Source organism: Gracilibacillus orientalis, from assembly GCF_900114645.1.
In the GTDB taxonomy this organism is placed as follows: domain Bacteria; phylum Bacillota; class Bacilli; order Bacillales; family Amphibacillaceae; genus Gracilibacillus; species Gracilibacillus orientalis.
Genome location: NZ_FOTR01000001.1, coordinates 531,264 through 551,491, shown reverse-complemented (window position 1 = coordinate 551,491; position 20,228 = coordinate 531,264). Strand labels below are relative to the sequence as shown.

The 20,228-nt window shown below is 36.8% G+C and carries 13 protein-coding genes and 1 riboswitch; of the genes, 9 read left to right on the top strand and 4 right to left on the bottom strand.

Going from position 1 to position 20,228, the window contains the following annotated elements:
- Positions 1-237: 237 nt before the first annotated feature.
- On the top strand, positions 238-1,785 hold the full coding sequence (locus BM121_RS02650) for a Na+/H+ antiporter NhaC family protein (RefSeq protein WP_091480761.1): 1,548 nt from the start codon (positions 238-240) through the stop codon (positions 1,783-1,785).
- A gap of 45 nt (positions 1,786-1,830) precedes the next feature.
- Here the strand turns inward: BM121_RS02650 and BM121_RS02645 are convergent, their stop codons facing one another.
- Positions 1,831-3,876 carry a cellulase family glycosylhydrolase gene (locus tag BM121_RS02645; protein WP_091480758.1) on the bottom strand — a complete coding sequence of 682 codons (2,046 nt, stop codon included), beginning with the start codon at positions 3,874-3,876 and terminating at the stop codon, positions 1,831-1,833.
- 233 nt (positions 3,877-4,109) lie between these two features.
- Here BM121_RS02645 and BM121_RS02640 point away from each other — a divergent pair, with 233 nt between their 5' ends.
- On the top strand, positions 4,110-6,872 hold the full coding sequence (locus BM121_RS02640; RefSeq protein WP_091480756.1) for a choice-of-anchor I family protein: 2,763 nt from the start codon (positions 4,110-4,112) through the stop codon (positions 6,870-6,872).
- Positions 6,873-7,483: 611 nt separating this feature from the next.
- Here the strand turns inward: BM121_RS02640 and BM121_RS02635 are convergent.
- Both BM121_RS02635 and BM121_RS02630 read right to left on the bottom strand, forming a co-directional pair.
- On the bottom strand, positions 7,484-7,687 hold the full coding sequence (locus BM121_RS02635; RefSeq protein ID WP_091480753.1) for a helix-turn-helix domain-containing protein: 204 nt from the start codon (positions 7,685-7,687) through the stop codon (positions 7,484-7,486).
- 13 nt (positions 7,688-7,700) lie between these two features.
- Complete coding sequence (locus BM121_RS02630; protein ID WP_091480751.1) at positions 7,701-8,267, bottom strand: DUF2975 domain-containing protein; 567 nt, start codon at positions 8,265-8,267, stop codon at positions 7,701-7,703.
- 324 nt (positions 8,268-8,591) lie between these two features.
- Here BM121_RS02630 and BM121_RS02625 point away from each other — a divergent pair, with 324 nt between their 5' ends.
- The 7 genes from BM121_RS02625 (at position 8,592) to BM121_RS02595 (ending at position 19,326) form a co-directional block, all read left to right on the top strand.
- On the top strand, positions 8,592-9,080 hold the full coding sequence (locus BM121_RS02625) for a PH domain-containing protein (RefSeq protein WP_091480748.1): 489 nt from the start codon (positions 8,592-8,594) through the stop codon (positions 9,078-9,080).
- The gene (locus BM121_RS02620; RefSeq protein ID WP_175495289.1) at positions 9,080-10,591 is read left to right on the top strand and encodes a PH domain-containing protein; all 1,512 of its coding nucleotides are present in this window, start codon (positions 9,080-9,082) and stop codon (positions 10,589-10,591) included. The genes BM121_RS02625 and BM121_RS02620 overlap by 1 nt, the downstream gene beginning before the upstream one ends.
- Positions 10,592-10,723: 132 nt before the next feature.
- On the top strand, positions 10,724-11,584 hold the full coding sequence (locus tag BM121_RS02615) for a helix-turn-helix transcriptional regulator (RefSeq protein WP_175495288.1): 861 nt from the start codon (positions 10,724-10,726) through the stop codon (positions 11,582-11,584).
- 74 nt (positions 11,585-11,658) lie between these two features.
- Positions 11,659-17,844: a pectate lyase gene (gene pelA / locus BM121_RS02610; RefSeq protein ID WP_091480742.1), complete on the top strand. Its 6,186-nt coding sequence runs from the start codon at positions 11,659-11,661 to the stop codon at positions 17,842-17,844.
- Between the two features lie 16 nt (positions 17,845-17,860).
- Positions 17,861-17,961, top strand: a riboswitch (guanidine-I (ykkC/yxkD leader).
- A 124-nt stretch (positions 17,962-18,085) separates the two neighbouring features.
- Positions 18,086-18,529, top strand: a complete 444-nt coding sequence (locus tag BM121_RS02605) for a DMT family transporter (RefSeq protein WP_425432199.1) — start codon at positions 18,086-18,088, stop codon at positions 18,527-18,529.
- Positions 18,529-18,843: a DMT family transporter gene (locus BM121_RS02600; protein WP_091480739.1), complete on the top strand. Its 315-nt coding sequence runs from the start codon at positions 18,529-18,531 to the stop codon at positions 18,841-18,843. Before BM121_RS02605 ends, BM121_RS02600 begins: the two co-directional genes overlap by 1 nt.
- A 111-nt stretch (positions 18,844-18,954) precedes the next feature.
- Positions 18,955-19,326 carry a hypothetical protein gene (locus BM121_RS02595; protein ID WP_091480735.1) on the top strand — a complete coding sequence of 124 codons (372 nt, stop codon included), beginning with the start codon at positions 18,955-18,957 and terminating at the stop codon, positions 19,324-19,326.
- A gap of 117 nt (positions 19,327-19,443) precedes the next feature.
- Here BM121_RS02595 and trhA read toward each other — a convergent pair whose 3' ends face one another.
- Positions 19,444-20,091 (bottom strand): PAQR family membrane homeostasis protein TrhA, encoded by a 648-nt coding sequence (trhA, locus tag BM121_RS02590; protein ID WP_091480732.1) that lies wholly within the window; start codon positions 20,089-20,091, stop codon positions 19,444-19,446.
- Between the last annotated feature and the right edge of the window lie 137 nt (positions 20,092-20,228).

Genomic DNA, 20,228 nt, shown 5'->3' with positions numbered 1-20,228 from the left:
GTCTGAACTTTCCGTAATTGTAACATCAATTCTTCCCCTACAACTAGTAGATATATTTCCAGATTAACGCAGCATTTCCGCCTCTGCCATCCCATTAAAAAAAGTCAGTGACAGATGCTTTGAAAATTGGTACACTATTTTAGTATCTATTTTCGGAGTAGGACAGTGATAGACTGTGTTCTGTTGCTGTTTTTTCTGTGTATAATTGGACAGGATAGTAATAGTGGAGGTTATGTTATGGAAGGTACTATATATTCGCTAATCCCGGCGATTTTGATGCTGGTTTTAGTATTGGTGACTCGGAGAGTGTTATTATCTTTAGGAACTGGCATCATTGTTGGGGCTTTGCTTATTCACGATTTTAATATAGTAGCAAGTCTTCAGCAAATTTGGTTCGTATTTCGTGATATTTTCTATACAACTGATGGTTGGAATCTGGGAAGTATTTATTTACTCGTCTTTTTGTTGTTATTAGGGATTATGACGGTAATAATGACGGCTTCAGGAGGTAGTAAGGCTTTTGGAGAATGGGCAATTAAAAAAGTTAAAACAAGGCGTGGTGCGCAACTTGTTCCATCATTTCTAGGCGTTCTCATATTTATTGATGATTATTTTAACAGTTTAGCGGTTGGACAAGTCTCCAGACCATTAACAGATCGCTATAAAATTTCCCGGGCAAAATTAGCCTATTTTATTGATTCTACTTCTGCGCCCATTACAGTGATTACACCGATTTCAAGTTGGGGAGCCTACATTATCGGGACGCTCGGTTCGATTTTCGCAGCAGCGGAAGTGACGGAATTCCAGCCGTTAGAAGCATTTATAAAAATGATTCCATTAAATATGTATGCTTTTGCGGCCATGCTTTTAGTTTTTTTAGTTGCAATTTTTAACATTGATATTGGTGCGATGCGAACACATGAAAAAAGAGCATTGGAAACAGGTCATGTGGTTGATCCTGCAAAGAAAATAATGTCAGCTGATATGAACGAAAATGCAGTTGTGAATCAAAACGGAAAGATCATGCATTTATTAATTCCAATTATCTTATTGGTAGTAGCTACCATTGCAATGATGCTTTACACAGGCTATCAAGCGACTGAAGGTAGTGCTACAATCTTAACGATGTTTGAAAACACAAATGTAAATCTGTCTCTTTTTATTGGTGGTCTATGTGCTGTAGTTATCGGGATAGTGATGTACCTTTTCTTAAAAGGGTCAAAACTATCTGTTATGAAAGTGATAAAAGATGGTTCACTATCAATGATGCCAGCGATTTATATATTAATTCTAGCCTGGATGATTGGATCCATTATAGAAATTGTAGATACGGGTGGTTATCTGGCTAATTTAGTAGATCAGGTTTCGTTTAATGTTAATTATCTAGCGCTGTTGTTGTTTGTGATTGCCGGATTTATGGCTTTAGCAACCGGCACTTCTTGGGGAACATTTGGTATCATGCTTCCGATTGCTGCACAAATCGCCATTGTATATGATGTTGATTTAGTACTTCCGGCAATGGCTGCGGTACTGGCAGGGTCTGTTTTTGGGGATCACTGTTCACCGATATCTGACACGTCGATTCTGTCTTCTACCGGTGCAGGGGCAAATCACATGGATCACGTCATTACCCAATTGCCGTATGCGTTTATCAGTGCTTTGGCAGCAGGAATCGGATATTTAATATTCGGCATAACAGGGCTAGTGTGGTTCTCACTAGCGATGACGCTACTATTTGTCATTATTATTGTTGTTTTATTTATTGTTGGAAAACGGAATAAATAGTTGTCAAAAAAGGGCCCCAGCTAAAGCTAGGTCCCTTTTTCCTGTTTAAACAGTTTTTTTCTTGCGATACCAGAATAAACTTCCGATACCAAATAATAGCGAGAACAAACCAATACCCATCGTATTAAATGAAGTTGTTGCGGTATCAGGTAACCGGTTGTTTTCGTTAGATTTCGATGCTATTTGTTGATCTGATGGAACTTCAGAGTCTGTATGGTTATCGTTATCAGCGGCAGTAGGCATTTCTTCCTCACTTGATTCATTCGTTTGATCTGTAGATTCACTTTCCTCCTTTTCCGTTGCTTCCTCTTCTTTGTCAGGTGATTTCTCCTCCTGTGTGCTGTCATTTTCTGTTTCTTCCTCCACTGGATCATCCTCCGTTGCCTCTTCTTCAACCGGTTCTGTTTCCTCTTCGACTAATGTAGTAATACTTTCCCTATCTTTTTCTATCGTATAATCAACTGTTTCGCCACTCCAGAAGTGGAAGGTAAGATCAACTTCTCCATCTTCTATTTCATTAAAGAAGGTATCTTTTAGTCCGATAAATCCTTCATCATAATTTGGAGTGAAGGCATAACCAAATTCTTTAAATCCTGTCCAATCCTGTGGACCTGCATTGGATCCATCTGGATAGTATGCTTCCATTGTCGCTAATTGATCACCATTAAAGTTTGTGGGAATTTGGAATTCAGAAGTTGTACCTTCCGTTTCTTCCAGCACAGGCGTTTGATAGACTCGTACATTAATATCCCAATCGACCCCATCACTAAATGTGACAGTTAATGTGGAGATGGTACCAAGATCATCTTCAGTAACCAAAGAACTCAATAATTTTTCAGAAAAAGTTATTGTATTTTCTTCGATTTGATAATCGCTGCCTTCTTCGAGCACTTGATCACCATGATATATTTTCTTAAAATCATTTCCGTGCAGTTCAAACGTTATTGGTTTATCTGTGACGGGTTCTGATTCCTTTAGGTAAATAAAATTATCACTTGGAACGGCAGATCTCGTATTCCAGCTCGTTTGTAAGATATTAAGAAATTCCTGATCTGACCATTCCAGGGTATTGCGATTTAAGTGTTGGCCATTGTCCCAAAGCATATGCACCAATTCTTTCTCTTGAGCATAATGAAGCATGTATTCAAAAAATTTCAGTTTTTCTCCTTGTTGAATAACACCTGTTTCTACGTCAAATCCGAGTAATCCATGTTCACCGATCACTGTTGGAATACCATTAGCCGTGAAAGTATCATGTACACGATCAAATACAGTATGGATATCATTTTTGGTATCCTGTTCAAATCGGGTATATCCGGCAACATTGACACTAAATGGCCAGAATCCATAATAATGAACCGTAGCGATAATATTAGGGTCCTCTAAGTCTTTAATGAAATCATATAAAGGATTAATTTTTTCTGGTTCTGATCCAGTATCAAGTGTAGGTAACACCAATGGTCGGGTATCGTTATTCCCACCGGATTCTCTAACAATCTGATGAAAATGAGTATTTAATTCGTCTAAGTATTGCTGGCTTTCTTCTTCCGTCCCCAAAAATCTCGGTTCATTAATGCTTTCAAACATTAATTTAATCGAATCATCTTTAAAACGTTCTGCCAATTTTATCCAGATCGCCTTAAATCGTTCCACTGTTTGTTCATGGTTATCTTGCATTCCAGATTCTATCCAAATCCATGAATCATGATGAATATTAATCATCACATATAAATCCTCTTCTAATGCCCATTGTACTGTTTGGTCAACACGATTTAAATAATCTTCATCAATTTCAAATTCGCCGCTTTCTTCCATTCGTTGATCAAATGTGATGGGAATGCGAATACTTTTGAAACCATCATCAGCAATTTTTTTAATTAAATCTTTTGTAACGAAAGGGTTTCCCCATGCTGTTTCGTCCTCTCCAACAGCGTCATAAGTATTGCCAAGGTTCCAACCCGGTTGCATGTTTTCTGCATATGTCTGGATATCAATTTCTTCTGTGGAGTCTTCTTCAGCAAAGGTTGAGATGGAAGTAATACTTAGTAGAAAAACTAAGATGAGCATGGTTAATGTGAACTTTTTCTTCAATATCAATCCCTCCAATAAAATAATAGAAAGCGCTTTCTTGTATATAAATCTACCATACTAATTCTTTAACGAATACACAAAAATCAAGTGGTATTTTCATGTAAAAAGAAGACATAAATGAATAAAAGTGGTTTGTCACAACAATAATTTTACAAACTATTAACATTATTAATATATTCAATTAATGATAAAAAAGTAGAATAGTAGGTGAATATGGAAAAAGGAGTGGAATAATGAAGAAATTTGTTGTTGCAATTTTATGTATACCTTTTCTTCTATCAGTAGAACCCATCATGATAAATGCATCTTCAGATGTAACATATTATTCAGATAGTGAAGACACATTGCCTGTAGAATGGCTAGGTCGCTATTCAAGCGAAGCACCAATTGATGATGGTGGCACAGAAATTGTGGCGTATGATCCGAATACATATTTAGCTTACTCTGTGAATGGATCGGAAGAAACATTAGATATCATGGATTTATCTGGATTGGCTGATGGCCAAACTGAAATCCCGTTGGTGAATAAAATTCATCTAAGTGATTTTGGTGTGGATGCCGGTGATCTAACAAGTGTAGCAATAGCACCAGATAGCAGCTTTATTACTGTGGCTGTACCGGCTGAAAATAAAGTCGAAAATGGTCATGTTGTTTTTATGTCTACAGAGGGAGATGTATTAACAACTGTTGAAGTTGGTGCTTTACCAGATATGGTTACCTTTACAGCTGATGGCAGTAAAGTATTGGTTGCGAATGAAGGAGAGCCTAATGAAGATTATTCGGTAAATCCAGAAGGCTCTGTATCGATAATTGATGTTTCTAATGGTGTGAGCGAAGGAGATACTTTAACTACGACTACAGCTACATTCTCAGATGAGATAGTAGAAGAAGATGTCAGAAAAGTACATCCTGACAGTACTTATCCGCAAGATTTAGAGCCGGAGTACATTGTCGTCGATGCTGCAAGTCAATATGGATACGTTGTCCTGCAGGAAGCAAATGCAATTGCCAAACTGGATATCCAATCAGGAGAATTTGTTACGGTAAAAAGTTTAGGGTATAAAGACTTTTCATTACCTGAAAACAAATTGGACGCATCAGATAAAGATGATGAGATCAATATCCGCAATTGGCCAGTGTTATCCATCTATCAACCGGATGGAATGGATTTAGTAGAAATTAATGGTAAAACATATTTGTTAACTGCAAATGAAGGAGATGCACAAGATTGGGATGGTTTCTCAGAAGAATCACGAGTGGAGGATCTTGTTGATAATTATCAATTAAACGCAGACCTTTACCAGGGATATAACCAGGATGAATTAGACGAATTAGTCGAGAATGGTCTTTTTGATGATGAACAATTAGGAAGACTGAAGACTTCGACTTCCCATCCAAAAAATGAAGATGGAAAATATGAAGCCATTTATGCATATGGTGGACGTTCCTTTTCTATATGGGATGCAGAAACATTAGAATTAGTTTATGACAGTGGCTCAGAGTTTGAAGAGAAGATTGCAGCATTTGATCCAGAGTACTTCCATAGCAATAATGATGAAGATACTTTTGAATCAAGAAGTGATGACAAGGGTGTAGAGCCCGAAAGTGTGACAACCGGGGAAGTAAATGGAACAAACTATGCCTTTACAGGATTAGAACGACAAGGTGGTATCATGGTTTATGATATTACGAATCCGACTTCACCTAGCTTTGACAATTATTTTTCTTCGAGAGTATTTCAAGGACTTGATCTAGATGTAACGCCAGCAAGCGGTGATGTAGCACCAGAAGGTTTAACTTTTATTCAAGCAGAGGATAGTCCAACCGGACAGCCGATTTTATTAGCAGCACATGAAGTAAGTGGAACAATTGCTGCATATGGATTAGGAGAATCCTCAGACTCGTCATTAAGTGAGTTAACAGTGAATCAAGGTGAGTTAAATCCAAGTTTTTCGCCAGAACAATTTGAATATGAGCTGGAAGTAGCGAATCACGTAGACGAAATACAAATTTCAGGAATGACACAATCACCTGATGCACATGTACTTGTCAACGGCAATGATCCATCTGAACCTGTTGCTATAGAGGAAGGCAATAATGAAATAAGTGTAGAAGTAGTTGCAGAAGATGGATCTGTTTCGAACTATACAGTTTATGTGAAAAGACTATATAGTAGTGCGAAGGAAGAACTACAACTATCTGATAACGGATTTATCGTTGAAACAGATATTGCTGAACTAGACCATAATGGAACATTAAACCTAATTGTGCCTGAGACAGACACAAAAATGAATGAGATTACCTTTACGCAGGAGCAAGTACAGCAATTACAGGATAAAGAGATGACGGTTACGGTAGAGCAATCAGATATTATTGTTACGTTTGATGTCACATCATTTACAGATGAAGCACCGGTTACCTTGTCGCTTCAAAAGTTAGATCAGGAACAATACGATTATAGTGAATTTACTCTAACAGAAATTTATCAGTTACAGTTTATGCAAGCTGATCAAGCTGTTACTAACTTTGAAACACCTGTCAAACTATCCTTTAAATTAGCGGAAACTAATGAAGCAGCTTCTATTTATCATTGGAATCAGGAAGACGATAAATGGAATCAAGTGGACAGCACATTGAACGATAATTGGATCTCAGCTGAGACAGATCATTTCAGTAGATTTACAGTATTGGATTCAGCGGCTATAGCTGAGGCTGAAAAGGAAAAAGAAGATCGGGATGAAAATAAAGATGAAGATGTAACAGGTGAGACCGGAGACACCGATGAAACAGGAGAAGATACTCATACTTCTACTGTTGAAGAAGATACTGATGACGAAGAAAAATCAACTACATCTCCAACAGAAAATAGCAATAATAGCTTACCAGATACTGCAACGAATATGTATACTCTCTTACTAATTGGCGGAAGCCTTTTATTGATAGGTATGGCCATTGTTGTTATCAGACAATATAGAAGAAAAATGTCCAATAATTAAATAAAAAAATCGTCATGATTTAAAGGATCATGACGATTTTTTTATCTGCATAAGGAGAACTGACATATATCTTCATTCACTTTCAATAACTGAAACGTTACTACTACAGAACGTATTAAACGAGTTGCCTTTTTTTATAAGCAAAGAAAGCATATAACCATTGGTATTATAAATTTTATAAGTGCGTGTTCAAAAGTCCAAATTAGAAGCAAGAAGATCGAGGCGGCGAAGTTTTGAGTAATTGAGATAACAGACAAATCTCATGAGAAAGGATAAAGATTTGTCACAAAAATTGAGATAACAGACAAATCTCATGAGAAAGAATAAGGATTTGTCACAAAAATTGAGATAACAGACAAATCTCATGAGAAAGGATAAAGATTTGTCACAAAAATTGAGATAACAGACAAATCTCATGAGAAAGAATAAAGATTTGTTACAAAAATTGAGGTGAACTACAAATCTAACCGTATTGAGTAGAGATTTGTTGAAAAAATCATGATAAAAAATCAAATTCGTGGCTAATATTTCTGATCTCCTATAATGAGATTATCTTTCTAAAACTAATCAAATGGACCTTTTCCTTATCTTTATTGCATATATTATATCACTCACTCTTCTTTATATTCCAATAAATCGCCTGGTTGACAATCCAGTGCTTTACACAAAGCATCTAACGTGCTGAAGCGAATTGCTTTGCCTTTTTCATTTTTTAGAATGGAAAGGTTAGCGGGGGTAATCCCCACTTTTTCTGATAATTCATTTAAAGACATTTTTCGTTCTGCCATAATGACATCTAATCTTATTCTAATCATTAAATCGCCCACTTTAAATTGTATATTTATTCTCTTCCACTGCTTTTACAGCAACCTTCAGTGCAGCTCCTATTAACAAACAGACAGCGCCACTTAGGATTGAATCAAGGTAAGAAAAATTCGAAAATTGAATGGAAGCATTCGTGATATGTAAAGCTTCAATGGTTTTATTAAATAGTAGACCATCAATATAACAGAAAATAGTTCCTAAGCTAAGAATTAATATTCCCATTTTATAAAAAAGGTTAACATTTTCCTCCATAAATAAACTATGCTTATACACATTTTGAAATAGCTTATCTAAAATTCGTAAAACAAATAAAGCAAGAATAAACAGTGAAACTGTCCCAATAAAAGATAATGTTCTTATTTCAGTTTTCATAAATAAATCAAGTTGCTTTTCAAATTCAATCGTTAAATAGCTGAAAATTGGTTCGAAATTGCCAAAGGATGCTGCGAAATTGGAATGCGGAAAAAATACATACGCAATATGATATAAAATGCCAAATAAAGCAATCGGAATAACCAGAATGAATAAAATCCGACATATCAAGTATGCCACTTTAAATAAAAGATTCATGATACTCACCTCAAATGATAGGATATAATATTATTTATTATACAACAAAATTTTATCGAAAAACAATAAATAATTATTGAAAGTATAAGAAAGATTGGTTATAGTTAAATGAGAAAATATGGATTAAAGGAATGATTAGTACTCAGAGAATTTCACTGATTGGTGCTATAAGAGGCTTTAGTTTTAGCCAATCTATTAATCTTTCAGTATGGCATATACGGAAAAGACGAAGCTTGCCTTATTATTAGGTATTGAGATTTTCGTATTGCAAGACTGATCTTTCCTTCATGTCAAAACCGAAAATGAAAGCAAAGGGTGTTGTATATGAGTGAACAAGTATTAGAATATCAATTATCTCCAAATTTTCCTAAAGTCCAAATAATCTCTGAAACGATTGGCAATGTGATTGGATTTATTGTTCTGGTAGTATTGTTTTGGTTGGATAACTATTTTGAGTGGCCAACATGGGCCTTTTGGATATTGTTTGGTCTTTTAGTATTTAATATTGTCGGAACCATTTGGGGCTTCATTGAACCTAAATATTTATATCGAAGTTGGCGTTATCAGATAGATAAGGAATTTCTTCAATTAAGCTATGGTGTGTTAAAAAAAGAATGGACTACCATTCCTATGTCAAAAATTCAATCTGTATCTACCAGCCAAGGGCCAATTATGCGAAAGTATCAGATCCGTTCGATAAAAGTAGAAACAATGGGATCTTCACATGTTATTCCTGGATTAGAAGAACAAATAGCTTCAGAATGGAGAGCGCAGATTGCTGAACTTGCTAAGTTAAAGGAAGTGGATGAATAATGAGATATCATCCGTTAACTTGTGTTTTTCGAATTTATCAACTAATAAGAAACAGCTTGTTTGTCGGGATTTTCTTATTTATCATTAAAAGGAATTCTGACTTTTGGTTGTTTGAATATGGCCGCTTTGTTTTTGTTGGTGCTATTTTGTTAAGGCTAATTTATATTATCGTCAGTTGGTTTGTGGAAACGTATGAATGGAAAGAGCGCGCTTTTCATATCAAAAAAGGTATTTTTGTCAAACATTCAAGCACGATTCCTTTTTCAAGGATTCAAAATGTAACAAGGCATACCACCCTTTTCCATAAAATATTTGGGCTGACTTCTATTACATTTGAAACAGCAATGGATGGTGAAGATGATGCGATTACATTTCACGTTGTATCGAAACAATATGCAGCCTTTTTACTAGATTTAGTCAAAGTAGAGGAAAGCCAAGTGCCAGAGGTGGAGGAAAAGAAAGAAACAGAACCGCAAGTGGAAGAAGTGAAGGAATCTGTTAATAGAGTGATAACGAATCGGAATATACATTTTGAGCCTTCTAAACGGGATCTGTTCAAAGCAAGTTTTACTTCCTTGAGTTTCTTAGCGATTATTCCCATTGTTACGGCTCTCTATGATTTATTCGGGCCTTTAATACCGGATTCAGAACAATATGAAGGAGTATTTTATCAGATCATGAATAACAGATGGGTGATTTTTTTGTTGAGTATAATAGCTGTTGTGATTGCGGTAATCATTGGTATTCTCAGAACATTTTCACGTTATGGGAGATATCGAATTTCATCCAATGATACCCATATTTATATTGATAGAGGGTTATTAGCTGAGACGCATTTTGCAATAGAAAAACAAAAAATTCAAGGGTTGGAAATCGAGCAAACGTTGATGAAACGCATTTTTGGATTAGCGGAAGTAAAACTAATCAGTTCCGCCAGTCCTCAATCAGAAGAACATACCGTTAGTATTAATTCCTTATATCCCTTTCTGCCTCTTAAACGAGCTTATCAATTGATCGAAGAATTATTACCGGACTACCATGTGTCTGAATCTATGAATCGGTTAACGAAGGTTTCTATGTATATCAAATTAATAAAACCGAGTTGGATTTGGATTATTGCAACACTTGGTCTGATCTATTTCAAACCAGCTATTTTTCAAATTGATGCAGCCTGGTGGTTATTGTCTCTGACTTTACTGGTGATCGTGATTGTGAATAGAATGTTGGATTATCTTCATACGAAATACTTAATATCTGATGACCAATTGCAATGGTGGCATGGTGGCTTAACTAGTCGAATGTTTATTACAAAAAGAAAACGAGTGGTTGAAATGAGTTATTCACAATCAATGCTACAGAAGTTCTTCGATCTCGTTTCTATCTCAACGATGAATCGGTCTACACCTACTCGCATCGAGACTATCGACGATGTACCATTAGATTTTGCCAAAACCTTTCAAGATTGGTACCTGCATAGGCAGAAAGACACTACATATCAACAGAATGGTTAGAAAGTATTTCTAGCCATTCTTTAAATAGCAATCTAGGAATATTATTTCAACAATATTTCGTTATTAGAGATGAGGAAAACTATGCTATAATACAAAATGAAAACGTTTTCTATTTTAGGAGGAGGTGACAGGGTGATAATAGAAAAACTAGTTTCTGAGAAAAAACAAGTGGAAGTGCCTGTATTCACCATCCAACATAAGATGGATAATAAAACACCAAAAGACTTTCACTCCCACCGAGGCTATGAAATGGTTTGGGTGAGAAGTGGGGAAGCACAGTTTATTTTTGAAGAAAAAGTGTTTCATCTAAAGAAAGGTCACGTGCTTTTGTTTAATAGCTCAGAGTTACATAAAGTGAGATTACCAGATAAGCAGACATATGATCGAGTGATGCTTATGTTCCATGATGATTTATTTAGCTATGAACAGCCTATTTTTCAAGAGTTTAAACGTCTATTAGATCAACAACCTACACCACATTTCTTTTTGCAAATAGAAGAACGAGGATATGAAAATTTTTATCATATTATTCGACAACTATTACAAGAAGATATGTCCCCGGATAAATGGCAACATCAACATGCATTAATCCTTTATGTATCGGAATTATTACTTTTTTTCAGTCGAGCAATACATACTTCAATGGATCACATTTTCCATATATCGAACTCTAACCCAGTTCGTACACAAGAAAGGATTTTAAAAGAAATTAATAGCCTTTGGAATACCAATTGGCAGTTAGAGGATCTTGCTGAAAAGTTGCACTTCAACAAGTATTATTTGTGTCATTTTTTTAAAAAAGAATTTGGTGTGACTATCCATCAGTACATTTTGCAAAGAAGAATGTATGAAGCAAAGAAATTACTAGTGGAAACGAGCATGCCTATTGCAGAAATAGCTTTCCGAATTGGTTTTTCAACAGCATCTAACTTTATTAGATGCTTTAAGAAATATCAACATGAAACTCCTAAGCAATACCGTAATCAAGCTTAATAGAGAAGGAGGGGATCGTTGTATTTCCTATACTGATTTTCATGTTAACTAATTAAGAGAAGGGAGATTAACTAATGAAGGGTAAACGAACAGTCAACGTAGTTCTCATTTTTATGTTAGTGTTCACTACTGTATTTTCTACGATGCCAGTTACAATGGTAAAAGCTGAGTCTGATTTTAACAACGTTGTTATTTTTGAGGAAGATTTTAATGAAGATGTAACAGGTGAAGCACCAGCAAATTTAGATGTGTCTGAAGATGGTGGAGAAGTAACTGTGGAAGAATTACCTGATGCAGATAATAAAAGTGTTTTTCTGAATGACACAAGTGACAGTGATGATGTATTAATCTCTAAATCAATGGAAGACTTGGAAAATCAGGTAACAATCGAAATGAAATTTATGCAACCAGAATATACAAGTTCAACAAAGGTCATGCGCCTCAAAGGTGATGGTACCTCTGTAATTATCGAAACCAATGATGGGTTTATCGGTTATCGAAACAGTGATGATTCTTATGAGAATTTAGTAGAAGTGCAAGAAGGTGAATGGTACGACATAAAAGTCGAAGTAGATTTAACAAACAATACAGTCGATGCCTATGTTAATGAAGAGTTAAAAGTTGAAGGGGAAGCATTTTACGAGGATGCATCGAAAATCAATTTTATGGAATCATTTACTCCTGGCAGTAAAGCGTTAGGACATTATATTGATGATCTTCGTATTTCACAGCTAGAGGAAGTGGAGCTTCCACCAGAAGAGCCGGAAGCTGATTTTGCTTTTGGAACAGATTTTAATGATGATGCTGTTGGAGAGGCACCATCAGATGTAACGGTATCAGAAAGTGGAGGAACCGCAACAATAGCAGATGTTCCCTCTGAAGAAAATAAAAGTGTATTTCTAGATGATGAGAGTGACGATACCAATGTACTGTTAAGCAAATCGGTGGATGACCTTTATGGTGTGGTAACGCTTGAAATGAACTTTATGCAGCCAAGCTACACTAGCTCAACGAAAGTCATGAGAATAAAGGGTGATAGTACACCGGTTATCATTGAAACCAATGATGGCTATATTTCTTACCGAACAGGCGGTGAATTTGAACCGTTAGTCGAAGTAGAAGAAGGAACATGGCATAAAGTGAAGGTTGAAATAGATCTTGATGCACAGCATGCGAATGTTTATATCAATGATGAGTTAGAGCTTGAAGAAGCGGAACTTAATCAACCTGCTGAAAAAGTTAACTTTGTGGAAAGTTTTACACCTAATAGTGGGCAAGATGGTCACTATGTTGATGACCTGAATATAACAGGTTTCTATCCTCAGGAGGATGTAGAAGAAGAGGAAGAAGCAACAGAAGAGTCATTTAGCTTTGAAGCAAATTTTAATGATGATGGTACAGGGGACGCTCCGGCAAATGTTGACGTATTAGAAGGTGGAGGAACTGTAACGGTAGCAGATCAACCTTCTGATGCTAATAAGAGCGCCTTTCTTGATGATACAAGTGATGAGACGAATGTCATTCTAAGTAAATCAGTGGAAGATTTAAGTGGTGTCGTAACGGTTGAAACGTTATTTATGCAGCCAAGCTATACGAGCTCGACGAAAGTTATGCGAGTTAAAGGTGACGGTACACCGGTCATTATTGAAACAAAAGATGGTTCTATTACCTACCGTACAGGTGATAATTACCATCCATTAGTCGAAGTAGAAGAAGGAACTTGGTATAAGGTAACAGTTGAAATTGATTTAGACGCGCAGCATGCCAATGTCTATATTGATGATGAGTTAGTTCATGAAGAAGCTGCTCTTAATGAATCGGCAACAAACGTTAATTTTGTGGAAAGTTTTACTCCTAATAGTGGAACAGACGGCCACTATATTGATGACCTGAAAATATCAGGTAATCTGTATCAAGAACCAGAGGAAGAAGAGCCAAATGAACCGGAAGAACCTGAAAAACCAGAAGAACCAGCAGGCGGAGATATTTATGAAGCAGAGGATGCAGAAATTAGCGATGCGATTATCGATAACAAGCATGCTGGATTTACCGGTACAGGTTTTGTTGATTATGCCCCTAATGCGCCAGGTGGCTGGATAGAATGGGTGGTGAATGTACCTGTAGATGGTGAGTATACGTTGGATTTCCGTTATGCTCATGGTGGTACGGATCGGCGCCCTGCCCAAATTGAAGTGAACGGTGAAGTAGAAGAAGAAGAATTATCTTTTGACCCGACTGGTGATTGGGCTGGATGGGAGTACACCGCAACCAAAGCACAATTATCAGCAGGTGAAAATGTTATTCGAGCCACCGGAGTTGGTTCGAGTGGTGGAGCGAACATTGACCACTTACAAGTTTTAATGGAATATGATGAAATATATGAAGCTGAAGATGCCGAATTAGAAGAAGATACGGTTATAATCGACAATAAACACACCGGATTTACTGGAGATGGTTTTATCGATTTCAGCCCTAACGCTCCTGGAAGCTGGGTGGAGTGGACTGTAGATGTTCCTGTGGGAGGAGAATATTTCTTAGACTTTCGATATGGGCATGGAGGTACAGATCAACGTCCAGCAGAAATTCAAGTCAATAATGAGATTGTAGAAGATGAGCTTGCTTTTGATTCAACCGGTGATTGGGCTAATTGGGAGTATACATCTACGAAAACAGTGCTTGAAGCTGGTGAAAATACAATACTAGCTACTGGAGTCGGATCAAGCGGTGGAGCAAACATTGACCATCTGCGTGTGCATAATAAATCTGAAGCTGGTAACGAAGGTCCAATTGATGTCGAAGCCACTGATATCGAAGAAGTGGTTAGTGGTGTCGAATTGAAAAAACTGAATGAATTAGGCATCGTGGTTAATGAACTTCCAGCGAATGACGAAGCAATTACTAGAATTGAGTTTTTCGCATTGGTCAATCAAGCTTTAGGCTATGTTCAAGAGGAACAGTTTAAAGGCTTGACCGATAAGGAAACTGTTTGGGAAACATCAACTGAAGAATGGTATTCTTATGTGCTTGAGGCTGCTCAAGAACTAGGGTATGCCGATCATTTAGTAAGTGATCATCATCTGAATCCGAACGAAACGATTACTGGTGAAGAAGCGGTACAAATTATAGAGTCAGCTTCTGATCAAACGGCTGAATCTTCAAGTGAACAATTAACTTGGAATGAAGCAAGAGAATTAATAGCATTACTAGAAGCAGAAAATGAAAGTGAGACAGTTGAAGTTGCTGGTGTACATGCTGTTTCAAATAATCTGCTTGCTGTAACATTAAACGGAAACTTTGAAGAATTTACACCTACTGACCTTGAGGTAGTAGTTCCCACAAGAAGATTGGAGCTATTATCACCAGGGTTTACGAGTTTAAATATTGATAAGGCAGCAAAAGGTACCAATAAATTTGGTCAAACCGTTATCGTGATGCACAGTTTAGATGAGTGGAATGAGTATGCTGAGTATCCAGTAGAATCTGAAGAAACAAGATTCTCCGGTGACTTGGATAATGCAATAGAAGAAGCAGATAATCTATTAACATGGCAAATGGATCACGGTGGATGGACGAAAAACTGGCCACATATTTATACTCGTCCTTGGGATGGTGAAGAATCACGATCTGAGTGGGTAGAAGATGGTGTTGAATTAGGTACGATTGACAATGATGCGACCATTTCAGAGCTTCAATTTTTAGCAGAGGTATATCAGGAAACGAAAGATCCAGCATATAAAGAAAGCATTGAAAAAGGATTGGACTTCCTATTTGATCTGCAGTATGAATCAGGAGGTTTTGCACAAGTTTATCCAGAGAGAGGCAACTATTCTGATTATGTAACCTTTAATGATGAAGCGATGGTTAATGTATTGGAACTATTGGATTTAGTTGCAGAACAACGTTATCCATTTAATTCTGATCTTCTTAGTGAAGAATATGTTGCGAAATCGCAAGAGTCAATTGATTTAGGAGTTGACTACATTTTAAATGCACAGATTGAAGTGGATGGTAAATTAACCGCTTGGTGTGCGCAACATGATCCCTATACGTATGAAGCAAGAGAAGCGCGTTCTTATGAGCATCCGTCTATTTCAGGATCAGAGTCAGTCGGGATTGTTCGTTATTTAATGACTCGTCCACAGACAGAGGAAATTAATCAAGCGGTATTGGCAGCGTTAGAATGGTTTGACGAAGCAAAATTGGAGAACACAAGATATGTTAGCGGTGATCCGAATAATGAATATTTTGTAGAAGATTCGAATTCAACTGCTTGGTATCGTTTCTATGAAATTGGTACGAATAAACCGATTTTCTCTGGCCGTGATGGTGTGATTAAACATGACATTATGGAGATAGAAGCAGAAAGAAGAGACGGCTATTCCTGGGGAGGTCACTGGGCAACTCAGCTGTTAGAAATCATGCAAACGACAGGTGATTATACGGACAAAGTATTTGTTAGAGTAACAGGTAACGATTCTGTTGATGTCAATGGTAAGACATTAGCGCAAGGTGATATCAAAGCGTTGGAAGGACAAACCAAGCAGATGGATGAGATCGAAAGTCATTTAGTTGTCGCACAGGATGGCTCCGGCGATTATGATACCGTTCAAGCCGCTATTGACGCTGTTCCTGATAATAACCGTAATCCTGTTACCATTTTTGTCAAAGATGGTACGTATAAAGAAGTTGTCACCATTCCAAACAATAAACCTTTTGTTACATTATTAGGTGAAAGTAAAACAGACACGATTATTACGTATGATAATTATGCCGGCCGTGATAATGGTGTAGGTGGAACGATGGGAACAAGTGGTAGTGCTAGTGTTTATTTACGAGCAGATGATCTTCGTATCGAAAATTTAACATTGGAAAATTCATTTGATGAAAGTGCTGATGTCGAAGGTCAACAAGCTGTAGCAGTATATGCTAGCGGTGATCGTCAATACTTCAATGATGTCCGTTTCATCGGTAATCAAGATACGCTATACACTCATTCAGGTACTCAATATTATGGTGATGTCTATATTGAAGGTGATGTAGATTTCATTTTTGGTGGAGCACGAGTTGTAATCGATGATGCCGTTATTCATTCGTTGGACCGAGGATCAGACTCTAACAATGGTTATGTGACGGCAGCAAGTACGTTACTTTCAGAAGAATACGGCATGTTATTTTTAGACAGTAAATTTACAAGTGATGCGCCTGCAGAAACAGTATATTTAGGAAGACCATGGCCTGCTGGCGGTAATTCGGAAGCAATTGGAAGTGTTGTAATTAAGGAAAGTAAACTTGGTGAGCATATCAAACCAGAAGGCTGGACATCGATGAGTGGCCTACAACCTGAAGATGCACGCTTATACGAATATAAAAATGAAGGGCCAGGGGCAGTAATCAATGAGTCTCGTCGCCAATTAACAGATGAAGAGGCTGCCGATTGGACCGTACAAAACGTATTAAAAGGCTGGGATCCATATGCGTTAGATCCAGTAGAGGAACCAGATGAAGATCCGGATGAGGATTCAGGAGAAGAAGAACCTGAAGAGGATCCAGGTGAAGAGCCAGAAGGAGAAAATCCAGGTAATGATAATGATGAAGATTCACCAGAAGAAGGGTCTGATGGAGAACAAGACAGTGATAAGCCAGAAACTGAGACCCCTGAAGGTGAAAATGAAGATGACAATGAGTCCGGTAATGAGACGCAGGAAATAGAAGTCGAATTAGGTGAAGAAACAGAAGTAGCTGCAGATTGGGTAATCACTATTGCTGATTCTCAAACTAAAGTGACTTTACCAAGTGATTTACCAGAGGGAACTTCTTTAGTTGTCGAAGAAGCACAGCCTCAAAACTTAGGGGAACTTAAAGTAGAAGGTGATGTATATACGTTTGAATTTACATTCCCTGAAGGTTTTGAAGACTATACTGGTGATTTTCAATTAACAATGGGTCATGAGGAAGATGCGGAAAATATAGCGATCTACTATTATAATGAAGCAAATAATAGTTGGGAGCTTATTGACAGTGAAGTAAGTGAAGGTGTTGTGACTGCAACAGTAAATCACTTCTCAACCTATGGTGTATTAGCTGCTGAAGAGGAACGAGAACAAGTTGCAACTGATAATGATGAATCAACAAACGGTGTTGGGTTACCAGACACTGCAACAAACATTTTTAATTGGTTGTTAGCAAGTGGACTACTGTTAATGTTAGGTGTCGGATTATTATGGTTTTCTAGAAAACGAAAGCAAAAAATGGTACAATAAGTAACAACGATATACGGTAACAGTTTTCTAGGGTTCCGCAACGCATGTTGGACTGGTCCGAGAGAAAACACACAGTAACTATTTGCTGTGACACGGAAGGATAAAAGCCTGGGAGATTCATTCTCCCAGGCTTTTTTTTCATTAATAGTTCCCACTTCAAGGTTCGAGTAAATCAAAGAAGCAAAGTGGGGGATGATATTAACATCCTGATAAGTTTCGCTCACCATTAATGTGGGCAAAAATGTCGAATAACGAAGTCCCGTTTTATAAAAATGTAACGTATGAAGGACAAAAATCTGGAATAAACGTTAGTTTTGTTTTTCATGAAAAAAGTAAGGAGGAAGTAGGTATGTGGAAGGAATGGCTAAAAGTCATCATCGCAACTGTTTTTGAAGTATTATGGGTAATTGGGTTAACGCACGCTGATCAAGTTTTAGAGTGGATCGGTACGATTATCGCTATTTTTATTAGTTTCTATTTTCTAATTATGGCTGGAGAAAAAATTGCGGTGGGGACGGTCTATGCTGTTTTCGTTGGTTTAGGTACTGTTGGTACGGTAGTATTTGGTGTTTTCTTTTTTAATGAAGAAATAAGTATAGCCAAAATAGCACTTATACTTCTGTTATTAACAGGAATCATTGGATTGAAATGGACATCGGAACCACCAAAGGAGGAAAGTAAGTAATGGCATGGATAGTTTTAATTGTTGCAGGATTATTTGAAATGTTGGCAGTGTTGATGATGAACCAGTGGCATCGACAAAAAACGAAGATGGCATTTAGTTCAATGATTATAAGTTTTGCTATAAGTTTTTTGTTTTTGTCAATTGCTTTAAAAGTCATTCCAATGAGTATGGGGTATGCCATATGGACAGGTATAGGGGCTGCAGGCGCAACTATTATTGGAATTCTATTTTACAATGAATCTAAAAGTGCGAAGAGAATATTCTTTTTATCATTAATTATATTATCAGTGATTGGATTAAAATTGCTAGGGTAACTCATTTTTCGACAAATTTAGATAAAATTCACCAATAAATGAGTAAAAAACACCTTCATATGATATAGTAAGTATATGGATACCGAACTAATATAAAGCAGGAGGATTGATATGCAATCCAATGAAATAGTAAAAAGTATCAACCATGCTACAACGAATCTTGACTTAGTGACATCCAGACATTATATAGAGGAAAACCTCGAATTATTAAAAGAGAAAAGCCATTTGTTAAACCATAATGCCCGAGAGCTCTTGAGTTTTATGATCAAATGTCAGGAATCGGGCTATAGAAGTTTAAACAAAAAAGAGTTAGCTTCGATTAGAACAGTCAATGACTACGCTGAACAATTTGACGTAAGAAGAATAAAGTTAATCGTTAAAGAAAAGCCTCATCTTTTTATGGAAAAGGAAGCGTTAAACTTCTTAAACAAAGATGCCAAAGTAATATTAGACGGAATCGGTGTTTTGAAAAAAGAGGCTTGATGAAACTGAGCGAAGATGTCGTTCAGTTTTTTTGTATCTTTTTTTGGCGTTTGCATAGCTATCGAACGACTAGAAATTCTTTCATAAAAAAAACCCCAGATTCTGAGGCTTCTTTTACTATCTAATTGGTAATACATATAACAAAACAGCGAAAAAGTGGGTAATTGATCCTGCTAAAACAAACAAATGCCACAATGCATGGTGGTAATTAAACCCACGCCATACATAAAAAATAGCACCAACTGTATATAATAGACCACCTATGACTAAAAGCAACATACCGTTTGGATGCATGTTATTAACAAGTGGTTGCCATGCAAATGTAATCATCCACCCCATTAATACATAAAGTATGGTGGAAAAGAATAAAAACTTTTTGACAAAAAAGGCTTTAAACACCGTTCCGCCAATGGCAAGTGTCCAGATAATACCGAATAATGTCCAGCCTTCCCATCCACGAACAACAACTAATAAAAATGGTGTATAGGATCCTGCAATAAAGAAATAGATGGATGAATGATCCAAAATTTCAAAAACGTTTTTTGCTTTACCTTTCGGAAGACTGTGCAACAGCGTAGAGGATGTGTAGAGGAGTACCATCGTAACACCAAATAAAGTAAAACTTACGATATGCCACACGGTGCCGTATAGTGATGAATAGACAATCAAAATAACTAAACCGGCAATACTTAACGCCATTCCTATTCCATGGGTAATGGAATTAGCAATTTCTTCTCTTACTGAAAATTCATGAGTAGACCCCATATTGACACGTTCCTTCCATATTCAAAAAATTTCTGTTATTATTATCTGCCTTTTGCTATCGAAATGCAAGTATTCGTGGTTAGCTATAAAAATCAGAAGAGACCGTCGAATAGAAGTGTTCTAAACACCGCGAGGAG